General features: G+C 69.7%; 15 protein-coding genes and 1 tRNA gene. 8 read left to right on the top strand and 8 right to left on the bottom strand.

Annotation, left to right across the window (positions count from 1 at the left end; all coding sequences use genetic code 11):
* Positions 1-74 precede the first annotated feature (74 nt).
* The 3 genes from AB6V31_RS06360 to AB6V31_RS06350 all read left to right on the top strand — a co-directional run bounded on the left by AB6V31_RS06360 (position 75) and on the right by AB6V31_RS06350 (position 2,209).
* Positions 75-599, top strand: coding sequence for a hypothetical protein (locus tag AB6V31_RS06360; RefSeq protein WP_369364667.1), 525 nt, complete (start codon positions 75-77; stop codon positions 597-599).
* A 140-nt stretch (positions 600-739) separates the two neighbouring features.
* The gene (locus AB6V31_RS06355) at positions 740-1,546 is read left to right on the top strand and encodes a hypothetical protein (protein ID WP_369364666.1); all 807 of its coding nucleotides are present in this window, start codon (positions 740-742) and stop codon (positions 1,544-1,546) included.
* A gap of 159 nt (positions 1,547-1,705) precedes the next feature.
* Positions 1,706-2,209 (top strand): DUF3145 domain-containing protein, encoded by a 504-nt coding sequence (locus AB6V31_RS06350; RefSeq protein ID WP_056231415.1) that lies wholly within the window; start codon positions 1,706-1,708, stop codon positions 2,207-2,209.
* A 155-nt stretch (positions 2,210-2,364) separates the two neighbouring features.
* Here AB6V31_RS06350 and AB6V31_RS06345 read toward each other — a convergent pair whose 3' ends face one another.
* The 6 genes from AB6V31_RS06345 to aceE form a co-directional block, all read right to left on the bottom strand.
* Entirely contained in the window at positions 2,365-3,603 is a 1,239-nt protein-coding gene (locus AB6V31_RS06345) for a beta-ketoacyl synthase (RefSeq protein ID WP_369364665.1), read from the bottom strand.
* A 68-nt stretch (positions 3,604-3,671) separates the two neighbouring features.
* Positions 3,672-3,920, bottom strand: coding sequence for an acyl carrier protein (locus AB6V31_RS06340; protein WP_022880558.1), 249 nt, complete (start codon positions 3,918-3,920; stop codon positions 3,672-3,674).
* A 67-nt stretch (positions 3,921-3,987) separates the two neighbouring features.
* Entirely contained in the window at positions 3,988-4,992 is a 1,005-nt protein-coding gene (locus AB6V31_RS06335; RefSeq protein ID WP_369364663.1) for a beta-ketoacyl-ACP synthase III, read from the bottom strand.
* Positions 4,989-5,909, bottom strand: coding sequence for an ACP S-malonyltransferase (locus tag AB6V31_RS06330; protein ID WP_369364662.1), 921 nt, complete (start codon positions 5,907-5,909; stop codon positions 4,989-4,991). Before AB6V31_RS06330 ends, AB6V31_RS06335 begins: the two co-directional genes overlap by 4 nt.
* Before the next feature lie 82 nt (positions 5,910-5,991).
* On the bottom strand, positions 5,992-7,248 hold the full coding sequence (locus tag AB6V31_RS06325) for a CdaR family transcriptional regulator (protein ID WP_056232370.1): 1,257 nt from the start codon (positions 7,246-7,248) through the stop codon (positions 5,992-5,994).
* Between the two features lie 40 nt (positions 7,249-7,288).
* The gene (gene aceE, locus AB6V31_RS06320) at positions 7,289-10,015 is read right to left on the bottom strand and encodes a pyruvate dehydrogenase (acetyl-transferring), homodimeric type (protein ID WP_074694976.1); all 2,727 of its coding nucleotides are present in this window, start codon (positions 10,013-10,015) and stop codon (positions 7,289-7,291) included.
* Between the two features lie 252 nt (positions 10,016-10,267).
* Between aceE and AB6V31_RS06315 the strand changes: the two genes are divergently transcribed.
* Entirely contained in the window at positions 10,268-10,963 is a 696-nt protein-coding gene (locus AB6V31_RS06315) for a DUF1345 domain-containing protein (RefSeq protein ID WP_056231440.1), read from the top strand.
* On the opposite strand, the gene AB6V31_RS06310 is transcribed toward AB6V31_RS06315, so the two are convergent.
* Positions 10,960-11,622 carry a CatA-like O-acetyltransferase gene (locus AB6V31_RS06310; RefSeq protein WP_074694975.1) on the bottom strand — a complete coding sequence of 221 codons (663 nt, stop codon included), beginning with the start codon at positions 11,620-11,622 and terminating at the stop codon, positions 10,960-10,962. The genes AB6V31_RS06315 and AB6V31_RS06310 overlap by 4 nt on opposite strands.
* Positions 11,623-11,668: 46 nt before the next feature.
* Positions 11,669-11,741, bottom strand: a tRNA-Val gene (locus AB6V31_RS06305).
* A gap of 84 nt (positions 11,742-11,825) precedes the next feature.
* Here AB6V31_RS06305 and AB6V31_RS06300 point away from each other — a divergent pair.
* The 4 genes from AB6V31_RS06300 (at position 11,826) to AB6V31_RS06285 (ending at position 15,479) form a co-directional block, all read left to right on the top strand.
* On the top strand, positions 11,826-12,401 hold the full coding sequence (locus AB6V31_RS06300; RefSeq protein WP_369364660.1) for a helix-turn-helix domain-containing protein: 576 nt from the start codon (positions 11,826-11,828) through the stop codon (positions 12,399-12,401).
* Between the two features lies 1 nt (position 12,402).
* A complete protein-coding gene (locus AB6V31_RS06295) occupies positions 12,403-12,702 on the top strand; it encodes a hypothetical protein (protein ID WP_369364658.1) in 300 nt (99 codons plus the stop codon).
* 335 nt (positions 12,703-13,037) lie between these two features.
* Positions 13,038-13,766, top strand: a complete 729-nt coding sequence (locus AB6V31_RS06290; protein WP_369364657.1) for a zinc ribbon domain-containing protein — start codon at positions 13,038-13,040, stop codon at positions 13,764-13,766.
* A 12-nt stretch (positions 13,767-13,778) separates the two neighbouring features.
* Positions 13,779-15,479, top strand: coding sequence for a bifunctional 3'-5' exonuclease/DNA polymerase (locus AB6V31_RS06285; protein WP_369364656.1), 1,701 nt, complete (start codon positions 13,779-13,781; stop codon positions 15,477-15,479).
* Positions 15,480-15,490: the final 11 nt, after the last annotated feature.

Raw genomic sequence — 15,490 nt, 5'->3', positions numbered from 1 at the left:
CTTCAGGTTCGCTTCAGTCCCGGCTCGAAGTCTGGTCTCAGAGCCGGTGACCGACACCGGACGGGAAGAGAATCATGAACGACGACAACCCCACGCTGCCGCTGCCACGACAGCACGAGACCCCCGAACCCCGCCGCCGCTCGTGGCGCGGACCGGCGCTGATCGCTGGCGCCGTGATCGTGGCCGCCGGCCTCACCGGCGGAACCGCCGCCCTCGCGGCGCAGAGCAACGGCGCGGGGTCCCTCGCCGCCTCGTCGACCTCGGCGCCCAGCGCCGACGGCGGATCCACCGGACCGGGTAGCACCCCCGGTACCACCCCGACCCCGGGGGCCTCGCCCACGACCCCGGCCGACGGCACGGCTCCGACGCCTCCCGCGGACGCAACCGCTCCGGCGGCACCCGCCGACGGCAAGGAACCCGGCGCGTGCGGACCTACCGGCCCCGGTGGGCCCGGCGCCCCGAAGGGCGACGCTGCCAAGCCCGCACCGCCCGCCGACGGCACGGCGCCCACCCCTCCCGCCGACGGGCAGAAGCTCACGCCTCCCGCGCCTCCGGCCGATGGCACCGCTCCGACTCCTCCCGCAACGCCGGGCAGTTGAGCAGCGCCCCGCGCTGACCGCCGCGCCCCGCCCTGCGCGTGCAGCGAGCGGTCAGCGCGGTGGGGCACGATCGTTCGGTGGCGAGTACTCGGACGCGCCGACGGCGGACGCCCCGGCAACGGCTGATCCGGCGACGACGCATGACGTTCGCTGCGGTCGCCGTGATCCTCGTGGGCCTGATCGCTCTGGCGGTCATCCCCCTCGTCTCCCTCACCGCCGCGTGGAACAACGAGGCACGGCGCGAGGCCATCGACCTCACCTCGTTCGATCCCGGCCATCTCATCGACGACGAGCAGTTCTACGACGGCGACGCCATGACGGCCGACCAGATCCAGTCCTTCCTCGACGACGAGGTGGGGGAGTGCCGCAACGACTCCTGTCTCTCGGTTCTGCGGTCTGACCTGCCCGCGCGGGGACCGATCGTGTCGGATGCCACGGGCCGCACGATCTGCGAGGGCTACGACGGGGGAGAACTCACCGCCGCCCAGATCATCGATCGCCTGCAACGCGCGTGCGGGATCTCGGCCAAGGTGCTGCTCGTTACCCTCCAGAAGGAGCAGAGCCTCGTGTCCGGCCGAACGGCGCGCGCCCCGTCACCTGAGCAGCTCGGTGCGGCGATGGGGGCGAGATGCCCCGACACCGCCCCGTGCGACGCCGGTGCCGCCGGGTTCGGCGCCCAGGTCGCCCAGGCCGCCACCGATCTGAAGTCGTACAGCGCCTCGGACTTCATGCGGCAGCCGGGAACGCACTACCTCGCCTATTCACCGGATCCCTCGTGTGGGGGTTCAGACGTGACGATCGCGAACGCGGCCACCGCGGCGCTGTACAACTACACGCCGTATCAGCCGAACCCGGCGGCCCTCGCCGCGCGATGGGGGACGGGCGACGCCTGCTCGGCGTATGGCAACCGCAACTTCGCGCTCTACTGGGCGCTGTGGTTCGGCTGACACCCGCTGGGCCGATCGCGCGGCCGCCCCGCGGGACGCGCGGAGGAATCACAGTGTTGTGATTTCGTTATGCACGGGCGATAATGGCCGGACAACCGAACAATCGCCGGCACTCCATCACAGGTCGTAGGGGAAGACGTACCTGACGAAGGAGAAACCATGGCGATCACGTCTTCGCGCGGAGTGATCCTGATCCACTCCGCGCCCCGCGCGCTGTGCCCCCACCTCGAGTGGGCGGTCGGACGCGCTCTCGGCCGCGCCGTCAACTTCGACTGGGCCGAACAGCCCGTGTTGACGGGCAGCCGTCGCGCGGAGTTCTACTGGGAGGGCCCCGTCGGTTCCGGCGCAGCACTCGCGAGCGCCATCCGGGGGTGGGAACACCTGCGCTTCGAGGTGAGCGAGGATCCCACGCCGCGCAGCGACGGCGGACGCTGGATGCACACGCCGGGTCTCGGCATCCACTTCGCTCAAACCGATTCGGCCGGCAACGTCGTCATCGCCGAGGATCGCGTGCGCTACGCGATGGAGGTCGCGGCCGGCGACCCCTTCGAGCTGCAGCGCGAACTCGACGTCGCCCTGGGCTCGGCCTGGGACGAGGAGCTCGAGCCCTTCCGCCACGCCGGAGACGACCAGCAGATCGTGTGGCTGCATAAGGTCGGATGAGCCCGTCGAGTGGGGGAGGCGCCACTACCGGAGGTCGGTGAACACACCCGGCACCGGGACCGCGTATCCCTCGCTTGACGAGACGAGAGCCCCCTGGCATCCCCGATCGCAGTCGGGGGGATGCCAGGGGGCTCTCGTCGTGACGGGGAACGCGCTCAGACCGAGGCGATGGCGACGACGGCGTTGTGCCCGCCGAAGCCGAAGGAGTTGCTGATCGCGAGCTGGTCTCCCGCGCCGAGCTCGACGGGCGAGCCCGAGAGCGCGAACGGAACCTCGGGGTCCTGCTCGGTCAGGTTGATCGTGGGGGGCGCGACGCGGTTCTGCAGAGCGAGAACCGTGAAGATCGCCTCGAGGGCTCCGGTGCCGCCCAGAAGGTGGCCGGTGGACGCCTTCGTGGCCGAGACGGGGATATCGTCGACCCGACCGCCGAAGACGGCGCGCAGCGCCTTGTACTCGTTCGGGTCGCCGACCGGCGTCGAGGTGGCGTGCGCGTTGATGTGCGTGACGTCGTCGACCGACGCGCCCGCCATCTCGAGCGCCATGTGCACGGCGCGAGCGGCGCCATGACCCTCGGGGTCGTTCGCGGTGATGTGGTACGAGTCGGCGGTGACGCCACCGCCCATGATCGACGCGTAGATCTTGGCGCCGCGGGCCTTGGCGTGCTCCTCGGTCTCGAGGATCAGCACGCCGGCGCCCTCGCCCATGACGAAGCCGTCGCGGTCGATGCTGGCCGGACGCGAAGCGGTCTCGGGCGAGTCGTTGCGCTTCGACAGCGCCTGCATCGACGCGAACGAGGCGATCGTGATCGGGTGAATGGCCGATTCGGTTCCACCCGCGATGACGACGTCGGCGAGGCCGTCGCGGATGTGCTGCACCGCGTTGACGATCGACTCGGTGCTCGAGGCGCACGCCGATGCCACGGTGCGCGCGAAGGCGCGGGCGTTGAAGTGCAGCGAGAGGTTACCGGCGGCCGCGTTCGGCATGAGCATGGGAACCGTCATCGGCATGACCCGACGCGGGCCCTTCTCGCGCAGGGTGTCCCACGCGTCGAGGAGGGTCCAGACGCCGCCGATGCCCGTGGCGAAGTCGACGCCGAGGCGGTCCGGGTCGATGTCGGGGGCGCCGGCGTCTTCCCACGCTTCTTTGGCCGCGACCATGGCGAGCTGCGACGAGGGGTCGAGCCGCTTGGCGACGGGTCGCTCGAGCACGGTCTCGGGACGCACGAGCGCCTCGGCGGCGAAGGTGACGGGCAGGTTGTACTGCTCGACCCACTCGTGCTCGAGGGAACGGGCGCCGGAGGTTCCGGCGAGCAGGGCGGACCAGCTCTCGGGTGCCGTTCCGCCGATGGGCGAGGTGGCTCCGATGCCGGTGACGACGATGCGGGGTGTGCTCATGAGCGAAGAATCCTTGGTGCGGCCGACAGGTCGTGACCGGTGGGGGCCGAAGCCCCCACCGGGAGGTGTCAGGACTGGTTCGACGTGATGAAGGTCACGGCGTCGCCGACGGTCTTGAGGTTCTTGACCTCGTCGTCGGGGATGGTGACGCCGAACTTCTCCTCGGCGTTGACGACGATCGTCATCATCGAGATGGAGTCGATGTCGAGGTCGTCGGTGAACGACTTCTCGAGCGCGACCTCGTCGGCCGAGATACCCGTCTCGTCGGTGATGAGCTCGGCAAGGCCGGCGAGAACCTCGTCGTTGGTGAATGCCATGATGTCTCCTGTTTCTTGGGGGCGGGCCTGTCAGGCCCCGATCAGTCTAGGGTTCGGTGTCGCCGCGTCAGGGCAGCACGACGACCTGCGCGCCGAACACCAGTCCGGCGCCGAAGCCGATCTGCAGCGCGAGGCCGCCGCTCAGCTCGGGGTGTTCCTCGAGCAGGCGGTGGGTGGCGAGGGGGATGGATGCCGCGGAGGTGTTGCCCGTAGTCTCGATGTCGCGACCGATGACGACGGTCTCGGGCAGTCCCAGCTGCTTGGCGAACTCGTCGATGATGCGCATGTTCGCCTGGTGCGGCACGAAGGCGGCGAGGTCGGCGGGCTCGATGCCGGCGGCCTCGATCGCCTGGCGCGCGACCTTGACCATCTCCCAGACGGCCCAGCGGAACACGGTCGGACCCTCCTGGCGGAGGGTGGGCCACGCAGCGACGCCGTCGCGGAAGTCGGTGAGCGTGGCGTTCATGCCCACGGCATCCGCCTTCGATCCGTCCGAGCCCCAGATGGTGGGGCCGATGCCGGGGGTGTCGCTCGGTCCGACCACGACGGCGCCCGCGCCGTCGCCGAGCAGGAACGAGATGCTGCGGTCGGTGGGGTCGACGACGTCGCTGAGCTTCTCGGCGCCGACGACGACGACATGCTTCGCCAGACCCGCCCGCACGAGGGCGTCGGCCTGACCGACGCCGTAGGCGAAGCCGGCGCACGCGGCGTTCAGGTCGTAGGCGGCCGCGGGGTTCGCCCCGATGCGGTCGGCGACGATGGCCGAGGCCGAGGGGGTCTGCTTGGGGTTGCTGATGGTCGCGACGATCACGGCGTCGATCTGGTCGGGGGCGATGCCCGACTTCTCGACGGCTTCGCGCGCGGCCTCGGTGGCCAGATCGATGGCATCCGTGTCCTTGTTCGCGCGGACGCGCGTGACGATGCCGGTGCGCTGGCGGATCCACTCGTCGCTGGAGTCGATGGGCCCCACGAGGTCGTCGTTGGGCACGAAGTTCTCACCGCGCGCGGCACCGTAGGCGTAGATGCGCGTGTGAGCGGCTCCCTGCAGCTGACGGAGGGTGGGGGTGCTCATGCCTGGTCTTCTTTCAGGAGTGAGACGGCCGCGTCGAGGTCGTCGGGGGACTTGACTGCCACGGTGGGGGTGCCGCGCAGTGCTCGCTTCGCAAGGCCCGTGAGGGCACCGGCGGGCGAGAGTTCGATGATGCCGGTCACGCCCCGCTCGCCGAACGAGGCCATGCAGCGGTCCCAGCGGACGGGCGACGAGACCTGGGCGACGACGAGGTCGAGGGCGCGGCGACCTTCGGTGACGACGGAGCCGTCGGAGTTGGTCCACAGCGTCGTGGCGGGGTCGGACACCTGGACGTCTGCTGCGGCGGCGCGCAGCGTCTCGACGGCGGGCTCCATGAAGCGGGTGTGGAAGGCGCCCGCGACCTGCAGGGGGATCACGCGGGTTCCGCGCGGCGCCTCGGCGGCGAGCTCGGCCAGGGCGGGTAGTTCGCCGGCGGCCACGATCTGTCCGCCGCCGTTGTAGTTGGCGGGGGTGAGTCCGAGCGCCTCGAGGCGCTCGAGCACGGCGGTCTCGTCTCCGCCCACTACGGCGCTCATGCCGGTCTCGACGGTGGCGGCGGCCTCGGCCATCGCGCGGCCGCGGAGCCCGACCAGGCGCAGCGCGTCCTGGTCGGAGAGCACTCCGGATGCCGCCAACGCGGCGATCTCGCCCACCGAGTGCCCCGCGACACCGGCGACGGAGGTCGTGGCTCGCTCGTTCAGCGCAGACCACGACAGCAGGCTCGCCGCGACGATCAGCGGCTGGGCGACGGCGGTGTCGCGGATCTGATCGGCATCCCATTCGGTGCCGGCGGCGACGAGGTCGACGCCCGCCTGCTCCGAGAAGGTCTCGAGACGCTCGCGCGCTCCGTCGAGTTCGAGCCACGGCGAGAGGAACCCGGGGGTCTGAGAGCCCTGCCCGGGGAAGACGGCGATGATCACCGTTCCATCCTGCCAACGATCGAGCCCACGCTTATGGAGATATCGACACAGATATACGGCGTGTCTTTGTGCGCGCCGTGCATCAGCGCGCCAGGGGCGACCGTCGACCCACGGGTCCGCGACGGCGCGTGGCATCCGTTCCGATCGATCCCAGGATCAGCGCGGTCTGCAGGATGAGCGCCTCCCGGGGGCCCGTGGCATCCCATCCGATGACCTCCGACACGCGCTTCAGGCGATAGCGGACCGTGTTGGGGTGCACGTACAACTCGCGCGCCGTCGCCTCGAGCGAGCGCCCGTTGTCGAGGTAGCTCCACAGCGTCGCCACCAGATCGGCGCTGTGCGCCTGCAGCGGCTGGTAGACGCGATCCACCAGCGTCTGCTTCGCAACGGCGTCGCCAGCGAGGGCGCGCTCGGGCAGAAGATCATCGGCCTCCACCGGCCGCGGGGCATGACGCCACGCGCGGGCGACGGCGAAGCCGGCGAGGGCGGCACGAGCGCTCTGCCCGGCGTCGACCAACGCGGGGACCGCCGGTCCGAGGACGAGATGGCCCGACCCGAAACCGGGCTCAAGACGCTTGGCGATCTCGGGGAAGGGCAGTTCGGCGGAATCCTCTCCACCGCGCGCCGGCAGGTCGGCACGACCGACCACCAGCACCAGGCGCGAGCCCTGCACGCCGATGAGCACGTCGACGCCGAGCTTGCGCGCGGTGCGACGCACCTGGTCGACGTCGAGTTGCGGGGGAGTGGTGCCCACGAGCACCGCGACCTCTCCGTGGCCGTGCCAGCCGAGCGCGGCGATGCGGCTGGGGAGTTCGTCGTCGGCCTCGCCGGTGAGGATCGAGTCGACCACGAGCGCTTCGAGGCGAGCGTCCCAGAGGCCCCGGGCCTCGGCGGCGCGTGCGTAGACGTCGGCCGCGGCGAAGGCGACTTCGCGCGAGTACGACAGCATCGCCTCGCGCACCTTCTCGCTGCGTCCGGCGACGCGCTCTTCCATCACCTCGACGGTGACGCGCACGAGCTGCAGGGTCTGCGTCAGGCTGACGCTGCGCAGAAGCTCACGAGGGGCCGCGGCGAAGATGTCGGCGGCGATCGCCGGAGTGGATGCCGGCTCCTCGAACCACTGCAGGAACGAGGTGATGCCGGCCTGGGCGACGAGCCCGACGGCGGACCGCCGGGCTGGCGGCATCTCGGCGTACCAGGGAAGTGTCTCTTCGAGGCGCTGGATGGTCGCCGTCGCGAGATCGCCCGAGATGCGCCGCAGCCAGGTGAGGGTGTCGGCCTTCTCCTGCGCGGCGGCCGCGACCGCGCCCGCAGACCGGTCGGGCCCGGCCCCGCCCATGGAGGCGGAACCGGACCCGTCGGTGGTGCTCGTCACGCGCTCAGGCCTCGCCACCCGCGTTGCCGCTGGTACCGGCGTTGACGTCGTGCAGGCGGTACTTCTCGATGGCCTGACCCACGACCGCGCCGTCGACCTTGCCCTCGGCGGCCAGCGCCTGCAGGGCACGGACGGCGAGCGACGGACCATCGATCTTGAAGAAACGACGGGCCGCGGCACGCGTGTCCGAGAAGCCGAAGCCGTCGGCGCCGAGGGTCCAGTAGTTCTGGGGGACCCACTGGCGGATCTGGTCCTGCACCGCGTGCATCCAGTCGCTGACGGCGACCACGGGGCCGTCGGCTTCCTTCAGCTTGTCGGTGAGGTAGGCCACGCGGGGCTCTTCCTCGGGGTGCAGGAAGTTGTGCTCGTCAGCGGCGAGACCGTCGCGGCGCAGCTCGCTCCACGAGGTGACCGACCAGACGTCGGCCGTCACGCCCCAGTCGTCCTTCAGCAGACGCTGGGCCTCGAAGGCCCACGGCACACCGACGCCCGAAGCGAGCAGCTGCGTCCGGGGACCATCACCCTCGCCCGCCGAGATGTGGTGGATGCCGCGGACGATGCCGTCGACGTCGACACCCTCGGGCTCGGCCGGCTGCACGTACGGCTCGTTGTAGACCGTCATGTAGTACATGACGTTGGGGTCGGGGTGGTTGCCGCCGTACATGCGCTCGATGCCCGAGCGAACGATGTGCGAGATCTCGTAACCGTAGGCCGGGTCGTACGACACGGTCGCCGGGTTCGTCGAGGCGAGCAGCTGCGAGTGGCCGTCGGCGTGCTGCAGGCCCTCACCGGTCAGGGTGGTGCGACCGGCCGTGGCGCCGATGATGAAGCCGCGAGCCATCTGGTCGCCGGCCGCCCACTGGGCGTCGCCCGTGCGCTGGAAGCCGAACATCGAGTAGAAGACGTAGACCGGGATCAGCGGCTCGCCGTGGGTCGAGTACGCCGTGCCCGCCGCGGTGAACGCCGCGAGGGCGCCCGCCTCGTTGATGCCGACGTGGATGATCTGACCCTGCGGGCTCTCCTTGTACGCCAGCAGCAGCTCGCGGTCGACGGAGGTGTAGTGCTGACCCTTGGGGTTGTAGATCTTCGCCGTCGGGAAGTACGCGTCCATACCGAACGTGCGCGCTTCGTCGGGGATGATCGGCACGATGCGGTGACCGAAGTCCTTGACCCGCAGCAGGTCCTTCAGCAGACGCACGAACGCCATGGTCGTGGCGATCTCCTGCGTCCCCGATCCCTTCTTGGGCAGCGCGTACGCGGCGTCACCGGGCAGCTCGAAACCGACGTGCGTGGTGCGGCGCTCGGGCAGGAACCCGCCGAGCGCGCGACGACGCTCGAGCATGTACTTGATCGTCTCGTCCTGCTCACCGGGGTTGTAGTACGGCGGCTGGTACGGGTTCTCATCGAGCTGCGCGTCGGTGACGGGGATGTCCATCGCGTCGCGGAACGACTTGAGGTCGTCGAGTGTCAGCTTCTTCATCTGGTGGGTCGCGTTGCGACCCTCGAAGTGCGGACCGAGGCCGTAGCCCTTGATCGTCTTCGCCAGGATGACGGTGGGCTGACCCTTGTGCTCCTTGGCCGCCTTGAACGCCGCGAACACCTTGCGGTAGTCGTGGCCACCGCGCTTGAGGCCCCAGACCTGCTCGTCGGTGTAGTCCTTGACGAGCTCGAGGGCACGCGGGTCGCGACCGAAGAAGTTCTCGCGCACGTAGGCGCCGTTCTCGGCCTTGTAGGTCTGATAGTCGCCGTCGGGGGTGCTGTTCATGAGGTTGAGCAGCGCGCCCTCGGTGTCGCGGGCGAGCAGGTCGTCCCACTCGCGGCCCCAGACGACCTTGATGACGTTCCAGCCGGCACCACGGAAGAAGCTCTCGAGCTCCTGGATGATCTTGCCGTTACCGCGCACCGGGCCGTCGAGGCGCTGGAGGTTGCAGTTGACGATGAAGGTCAGGTTGTCGAGGCCCTCGTTCGCCGCGACCTGCAGCTGACCGCGGCTCTCGACCTCGTCCATCTCGCCGTCGCCGAGGTAGGCCCAGACGTGCGAGTCGCTGACGTCTTTGATGCCGCGGTTCGACAGGTACTTGTTCGACATCGCCTGGTAGATCGCGTTGATCGGGCCGAGGCCCATCGACACGGTAGGGAACTGCCAGAACTCCGGCATGAGGCGCGGGTGCGGGTACGACGGGATGCCGTTGGGCGCCTGCGACTTCTCCTGACGGAAGCCGTCGAGCTGCGCCTCGGTGAGACGGCCCTCGAGGTAGGCACGGGCGTAGGCGCCGGGGGAGGCGTGGCCCTGGATGAAGATCTGGTCGCCACCCGACGGGTCGTCGAGGCCGCGGAAGAAGTGGTTGAAGCCCACTTCGTAGAGCGCCGCCGACGAGGCGTAGGTGGAGATGTGGCCGCCGACGCCGATGCCGGGACGCTGGGCGCGGTGCACGGTGACCGCGGCGTTCCAGCGGATCCACTTGCGGTAGCGGCGCTCGAGCTCCTCGTCACCGGGGAACTCGGGCTCGTTTTTCTGCGAGATCGTGTTGATGTAGTCGGTGGTCGGAACCATCGGCACGTTCAGGTGCAGTTCTTTCGAGCCCTTGAGCAGGCTCAGCATGATCTCGCGAGCGCGAGCCGGACCCTTCGCCTGGACCAGCTGGCGCAGGGATTCCTGCCACTCCCCGGTCTCTTCCGGGTCGCTGTCCTGCGGCCCCTGCGAATACGGATCCTGGTCGTGAACAGTCACGGAAGACCTTTCGTCGTCTGGCAGGTCATGCCAGAGAATCGCCATACGAGTGCGGCAACCCTTGTTCGCTCCGCACAATCAACCAGCGTCCAGCCTAGCGAGTCGGAGCGGGATCGGATGCGCGGCGGGCGCGAGCGATCCTCGCCCTGCGCGCATACGGTTCGATGTCGAGACGAGTGGATGCCCGTCGAGAACGCCTGCAGCCCCCGCGCCGCGACAGGGCGCTCGAGGACGCAGGTCTACCCTGAGCCCGTGAGCACCCATGAGCGCGAGGGCTTCCGCACCCGGCCGGAGCATCGCTGGCCGGTCCTGATCGCCCTGGCCGTCGGTACGGGGCTGTACGCGGTGCTGCCGAATGAGGCGTCCGGCGTGCTCCGCTACGTCGTCGTCATCGCCGGCGTGCTGTGCGCCATCCCCATGGTCGTGACCAACCCCTCCCGACTGTCGCGCGAGTCGGCGGTCGGGAGGGGGTTCGCGCTGGCATTCACCGCCGTGCTGCTCGTGGCGAACCAGGTCGCGTTCTTCCTGCTCATCCAGCAGCTGCTGCGCGGGGAGGGAAGCGGGGCCGGCACCCTGCTGGGGGCTGCGCAGGTATGGGCGATCAACGTCATCGGCTACGCCGTCGTCTACTGGGAGATGGACCGCGGAGGGCCCATCGCTCGCCGTCGCGACGCACGCGACGAGCTTCCGCCCGCGGACTTCCAATTCCCGCAGGACTCCGACCGCGACGCGGTGAGCGAGGTTGCCCGCCGTTCGTCCGACACCGAGGACTGGGCGCCCGGGTACGTCGACTACCTGTACTTCTCGGCATCCAACGCCATGGCCTTCAGCCCCACCGACGTCATGCCCCTCAGCACGCGCGCGAAGCTGTTCATGATGGTGCAGGCGGTGTCGGGGTTCATCCTTCTCGCGCTGGTGATCTCGCGCAGCGTGAACATCCTGAACTAACGCGACGCCGTCAGCCAGGTCGGGGCGCCCATCAGGTCCTCGAGCTCGGTGACCAGTCGGGCCGCGTGGAATCCGTCTGCGACCGCGTGGTGGAGCTGCAGGGAGAGGGGCATGAACAGGCGCTCGCCGCGCTCGACGTACTTCCCGATGGTGACGATGGGGGCGAGGTGCGACGCGCCGTTCTCGATGTTGAGGGTGAAGCCCGTGAAGCTCGTCCACGGCACGCTCGATACGTCGAAGGTGTTGCGGGGCGGCTCACCCTGCGGGAAGAAGTCGAGACTGTTCGCGTGCGCGGCGATGGTCTGTTCGGCGCTCGCGTGGAAGGCCGCGAAGTCCGAGTCGTACGGCACCCAGAGACAGGCGAACGTCTCCCGCTCCGCGTGGAAGACCGTGAAGGCCGGGTGGACGACGTTCCAGACGGCGGGCGCGCCCGCTTCGTCGACGCGCATTCGGAATTCCGGATGCCGGTTCACGATCGACGCGATGGCCCAGATCTGCGCGATGGAGGTGCGGCACCCCGATGCGCGCCGAACCGCCACGAAGTCGGTGACGTCGATCTCGACGGTCATCGCGTAGGTGCAGGGCGACGAGCGCAGGTAGTGCTCGAAGTGCTGACGTCGGGGCCACGTCTCGAGGTCGATCGGAGTGAGCTGGTCCATCCGCCCATGATCCCAGGAGAGAAAAAGACAGTGCGATTGAAAGGGGTGGGCCCTGCCGGGATCGAACCGACGACATCCACGGTGTAAACGTGGCGCTCTACCAGCTGAGCTAAAGGCCCTGGTCCGTCCGATCCTAATCGGCCCCGTCGATCCACCGAGACGGGAACCTTGTAATATGGCACGTAATACATATTGGAGGGCACGTGACGACCGCGACACCGCTGCTTCGCGCCGCTCGCAAGAGCCGCAATCTCACGCAGAAGGCCATCGCCGATCGGCTTCACGTCGATCAGGGGCGCATTTCGCGCGCCGAGAGTGCGGGCGAGCTCGAGTATGGAACGGTCGAGCGCATTCTCGGCGCGACCGGCCACCGGTTGTACTCTGCCCCCACTCGTCGCGACGATGTCGCGACTGCCGCGTCGTCCATTCGCTCGCATCTGCGGCGCGGCGATCGACACCGCGCGCTTCGCGCGTTCATCCAACTCAGCGACGACCTTCAGGCCGAACGCGGGCTCATCCGTGGAGTGCTGGTGGTGGCCGAGCCGGAGCCCACCGGGGAAGCCGTGTGGGACTCCGCGCTCGCCGCGCTCGTCTCTCTTCGCCTCAATGAAGAGAATCTGCCGCATCCGGAATGGACCAAGACACCGAACCGGCACCTCACGTCACCGAGGACACTGGAGGTAGACCCCGCCGACCCGCGCCCTGGCCCCGGCGATGTACCGGAAGAATTCCTCGAGCACGGTGTCCTCATCTGGAGCGACACCCTCGCGAGCGTCTGAGGTGCCCATCCTCGGGCGGGACGACATCGTCGCAGCATTGCGCGATCTCGTCGAAGAACTCGTCGCCAGCGGGGATCGCGTCGGCATCCGCCTCGTCGGGGGCGCCGCAATTGCGCTCCGCCATTTCGAACGGGAATCCACAAACGACCTGGATGCAACAGGGGTGACGAGCCAGGACGATCATGCCGTCGCCGAGGCGGCAGCGCGCGTCGCCGAGCGACGCGGATGGCCGAAGGCTTGGTTGAATTTCGAGGTCGACCAGCTCGGAGCAACTCCCTGGATCGGTCGCCCTGCCGAATAGGAGAAGCTCTACGACGCCGATGGTGTGGTCATCGAGGTCGCTTCGGCGGAGACGCTGCTGGCGATGAAACTTCGAGCAGGACGCCCCGGTCGCGATGTCAATGACATACGTCGGCTGCTTCATCTCTGTGAAGTCGGCACCATCGATGCGGCGGAGGACCTTTATGAGGGGTACTACCCCGGCGACAGCATGAGCGCACGGACGCGGGGGATAGTTGAGCGGATCCTCGAAGAAGCCTCGCCACCACCGCTCCACCCGGTCGACCCGATTCGGTGGTGACCGCGCACCAGGTACGCGTACCGCGGATGTCCGAGGCCCGGGGTAGCGTGGGGGACGTGAATGCCGATCCCGCCGACCAGCGCAAACTGCTCGACCTCGCCGACCTCGACGCGCGTATCCACCGTGACGAGAAGGTCGCCGGCAACCCACCGCAGGCCGAGCGCGTGCGCGAGTTGATCGCGCGGCGGGCGACGCTCACCCAAGAGCTCTCGACGCGCGCCAACTCCCGCGACGACATCAACGCCGAACTGAAGCGCCTCGAGTCCGACGTCGCCGTGGTCGACGCCCGCATCGCCCGCGACACCGAGCGACTTGCCGCGTCGTCGAACCCCAAGCAGGCCCAGGGCTTCGAGAGCGAGCTGACCTCGCTCAAGCGGCGCAAGAGCGACCTCGAAGACATGGAGATCGCCCTCATGGAGCGCCTCGAGGCAGCCGATGCCGCTGTCGCCGAGCAAGAGGCCGTGATCGCCGACACCAACGCGCAGGGCGCTCAGCTCAGCGCCGAGGCCAAGACCACCGTCACCGACGCGACCACGCGACTCGAGGGCGCGCGCCGCGACCGTGACGCCGTGGCCGCTTCGGTTCCCGCCGACCTGCTCGGGCTCTATGAGCGCCTGGCATCGCGCGGCAACGGTGCCGGACTCCTGCGTGCCGGGGCGTGCGAAGCGTGCCGCATGGTGCTCCCGCCGAGCGATCTCGCCGTCGTCCGTCGCGCGCAGACCGACGAGGTCGTGTTCTGCCCCGAGTGCGGCGCGATCCTCGTCCGCACCGAAGAGTCCCGATGACCCGAGACGGCCGTGGCCTCTGACACGGTCGTCGTCGCCCGCGCGGCATCCGGTTCCCCCGTCCTGATCGAGCTCGACGCCGACGCGAACCCGCTTCGCTCGACCGAGGTCGACGAGCTCGTCGCGGCCGTCCGCGCGCGCGAGCACGCGGGCGACGTGCGCTGGGTCTGGCCCGACACCACCACCGCCTACCCAGAGCTGCTCAATGCAGGCGTTCGCGTCGCACGAGCGTGGGACCTTCGGCTGGTGCACGCGATCCTGCGCGACGCCGTGGCCGTCACCGACGACGCCGGGCTCCGCCGCGCGACCGCCTGGGATGCCGCATCCATCCCACCCGACGCGGGCGACGCCCTCTTCGACCTGGGGGAATCGGCATCCGGAGTCCCCGAATCCGCCGACGAAGCGGTCGCCGAATACCGGCGCCAGCATAGCGCCATCGCCGCCGCAGCGACACCCGGCGCCCTGCGGCTGCTGGCCGCCGCCGAGTCGGCCGGTGCGCTCATCGCCGTCGAACTGCACGCGGCGGGCGTGCCGTGGAGTGTCGAGGCGCACGAGCGCCTGCTGGAGACCGAGCTCGGGCCGCGGCGCGGCGGCGGGCTCCCGGAGCGCATCGAGCAGACCGCCGCCGTCGTCCGCGACGCGCTCGGCGACCCGAAAGCCTCGCTCGACTCGCAGCCGCGACTGCTGCGCTCCCTGCACCGCGCCGGCCTGCTCGTGCAATCGACGAGCCGCTGGGAGCTGTCCGAGCACGACCACCCCGCCGTCGCCCCACTGATCGCCTATAAAAAGCAGATGCGCCTCTACACCGCGAACGGCTGGGCGTGGCTGGCCGAGTGGGTGCGCGACGGTCGGTTCCGTCCCGTCTACGTGCCGGCCGGCGTCGTCACCGGGCGGTGGGCCTCGTCGGGCGGGGGAGCCCTGCAGATCCCACGCGCCCTGCGGACCGCGGTGCGGGCCGACCCCGGCTGGACGCTCGTCACCGCCGACGTGGCCCAGCTCGAACCCCGCGTCCTCGCCGCGATGGCACGTGACACGGCGTTGGCCGAGGCGGCATCCGGTCGCGATCTCTATGCCGGCATCGTCGAGCGCGGTGCCGTCGCCACCCGCGCCGAAGCGAAGCTCGCGATGCTCGGGGCGATGTACGGCGCCACCACCGGAGAGAGCGGACGGCTTCTCCCGCGGCTGCGGAGCACGTTCCCCTGCGCGATGCAACTGGTCGACGACGCGGCGCGCACGGGAGAGGACGGCGGGGTCGTTCACACCTGGCTCGGTCGGACGTCCCCCACTGCTGGGGAGTCCTGGCGCGCGCTGCAATCTCGGGCGAGCGACGCTGCGGCATCCGGGATCGACGAAACACGCGCGCGCCGATCCGCGCGCGACCGCGGACGCTTCACACGCAATTTCGTGGTCCAGGGCACGGCAGCCGAGTGGGCGCTGGCATGGCTGGCCGACCTCCGCTCACGTCTCGCGAGGTTCCCCGAGGTGGATGTCGCCCACGCGGCGCCTGCGTCGGGACCGGTGTTCCACCGGGCGCCGCACCTCGCCTTCTTCCTGCACGACGAAATCGTGGTGCACACCCCTCTTGCGCACGCGGATGCCGTGGCCGACGCGGTGCGGGAGGCGGCGGCATTCGCCGGGCGCTTGCTCTTCGGAGCGTTCCCCATCGACTTCCCCCTCGACCTCCGCGTCGGCACGACCGCAGACAAGGGCTGACGGGCGCTCGG

Source organism: Microbacterium sp. 16-032 (genome assembly GCF_041079455.1).
In the GTDB taxonomy this organism is placed as follows: Bacteria; Actinomycetota; Actinomycetes; order Actinomycetales; family Microbacteriaceae; genus Microbacterium; species Microbacterium testaceum_A.
This window is presented reverse-complemented; position numbering and strand designations above follow the sequence as displayed.

Coding starts and splice junctions, on each gene's coding strand:
- AB6V31_RS06360 (WP_369364667.1), top strand. CDS start 75: ATGAACGACGACAACCCCACGCTGCCGCTGCCACGACAGCACGAGACC.
- AB6V31_RS06355 (WP_369364666.1), top strand. CDS start 740: ATGACGTTCGCTGCGGTCGCCGTGATCCTCGTGGGCCTGATCGCTCTG.
- AB6V31_RS06350 (WP_056231415.1), top strand. CDS start 1,706: ATGGCGATCACGTCTTCGCGCGGAGTGATCCTGATCCACTCCGCGCCC.
- AB6V31_RS06345 (WP_369364665.1), bottom strand. CDS start 3,603: ATGAGCACACCCCGCATCGTCGTCACCGGCATCGGAGCCACCTCGCCC.
- AB6V31_RS06340 (WP_022880558.1), bottom strand. CDS start 3,920: ATGGCATTCACCAACGACGAGGTTCTCGCCGGCCTTGCCGAGCTCATC.
- AB6V31_RS06335 (WP_369364663.1), bottom strand. CDS start 4,992: ATGAGCACCCCCACCCTCCGTCAGCTGCAGGGAGCCGCTCACACGCGC.
- AB6V31_RS06325 (WP_056232370.1), bottom strand. CDS start 7,248: ATGGGCGGGGCCGGGCCCGACCGGTCTGCGGGCGCGGTCGCGGCCGCC.
- AB6V31_RS06310 (WP_074694975.1), bottom strand. CDS start 11,622: ATGGACCAGCTCACTCCGATCGACCTCGAGACGTGGCCCCGACGTCAG.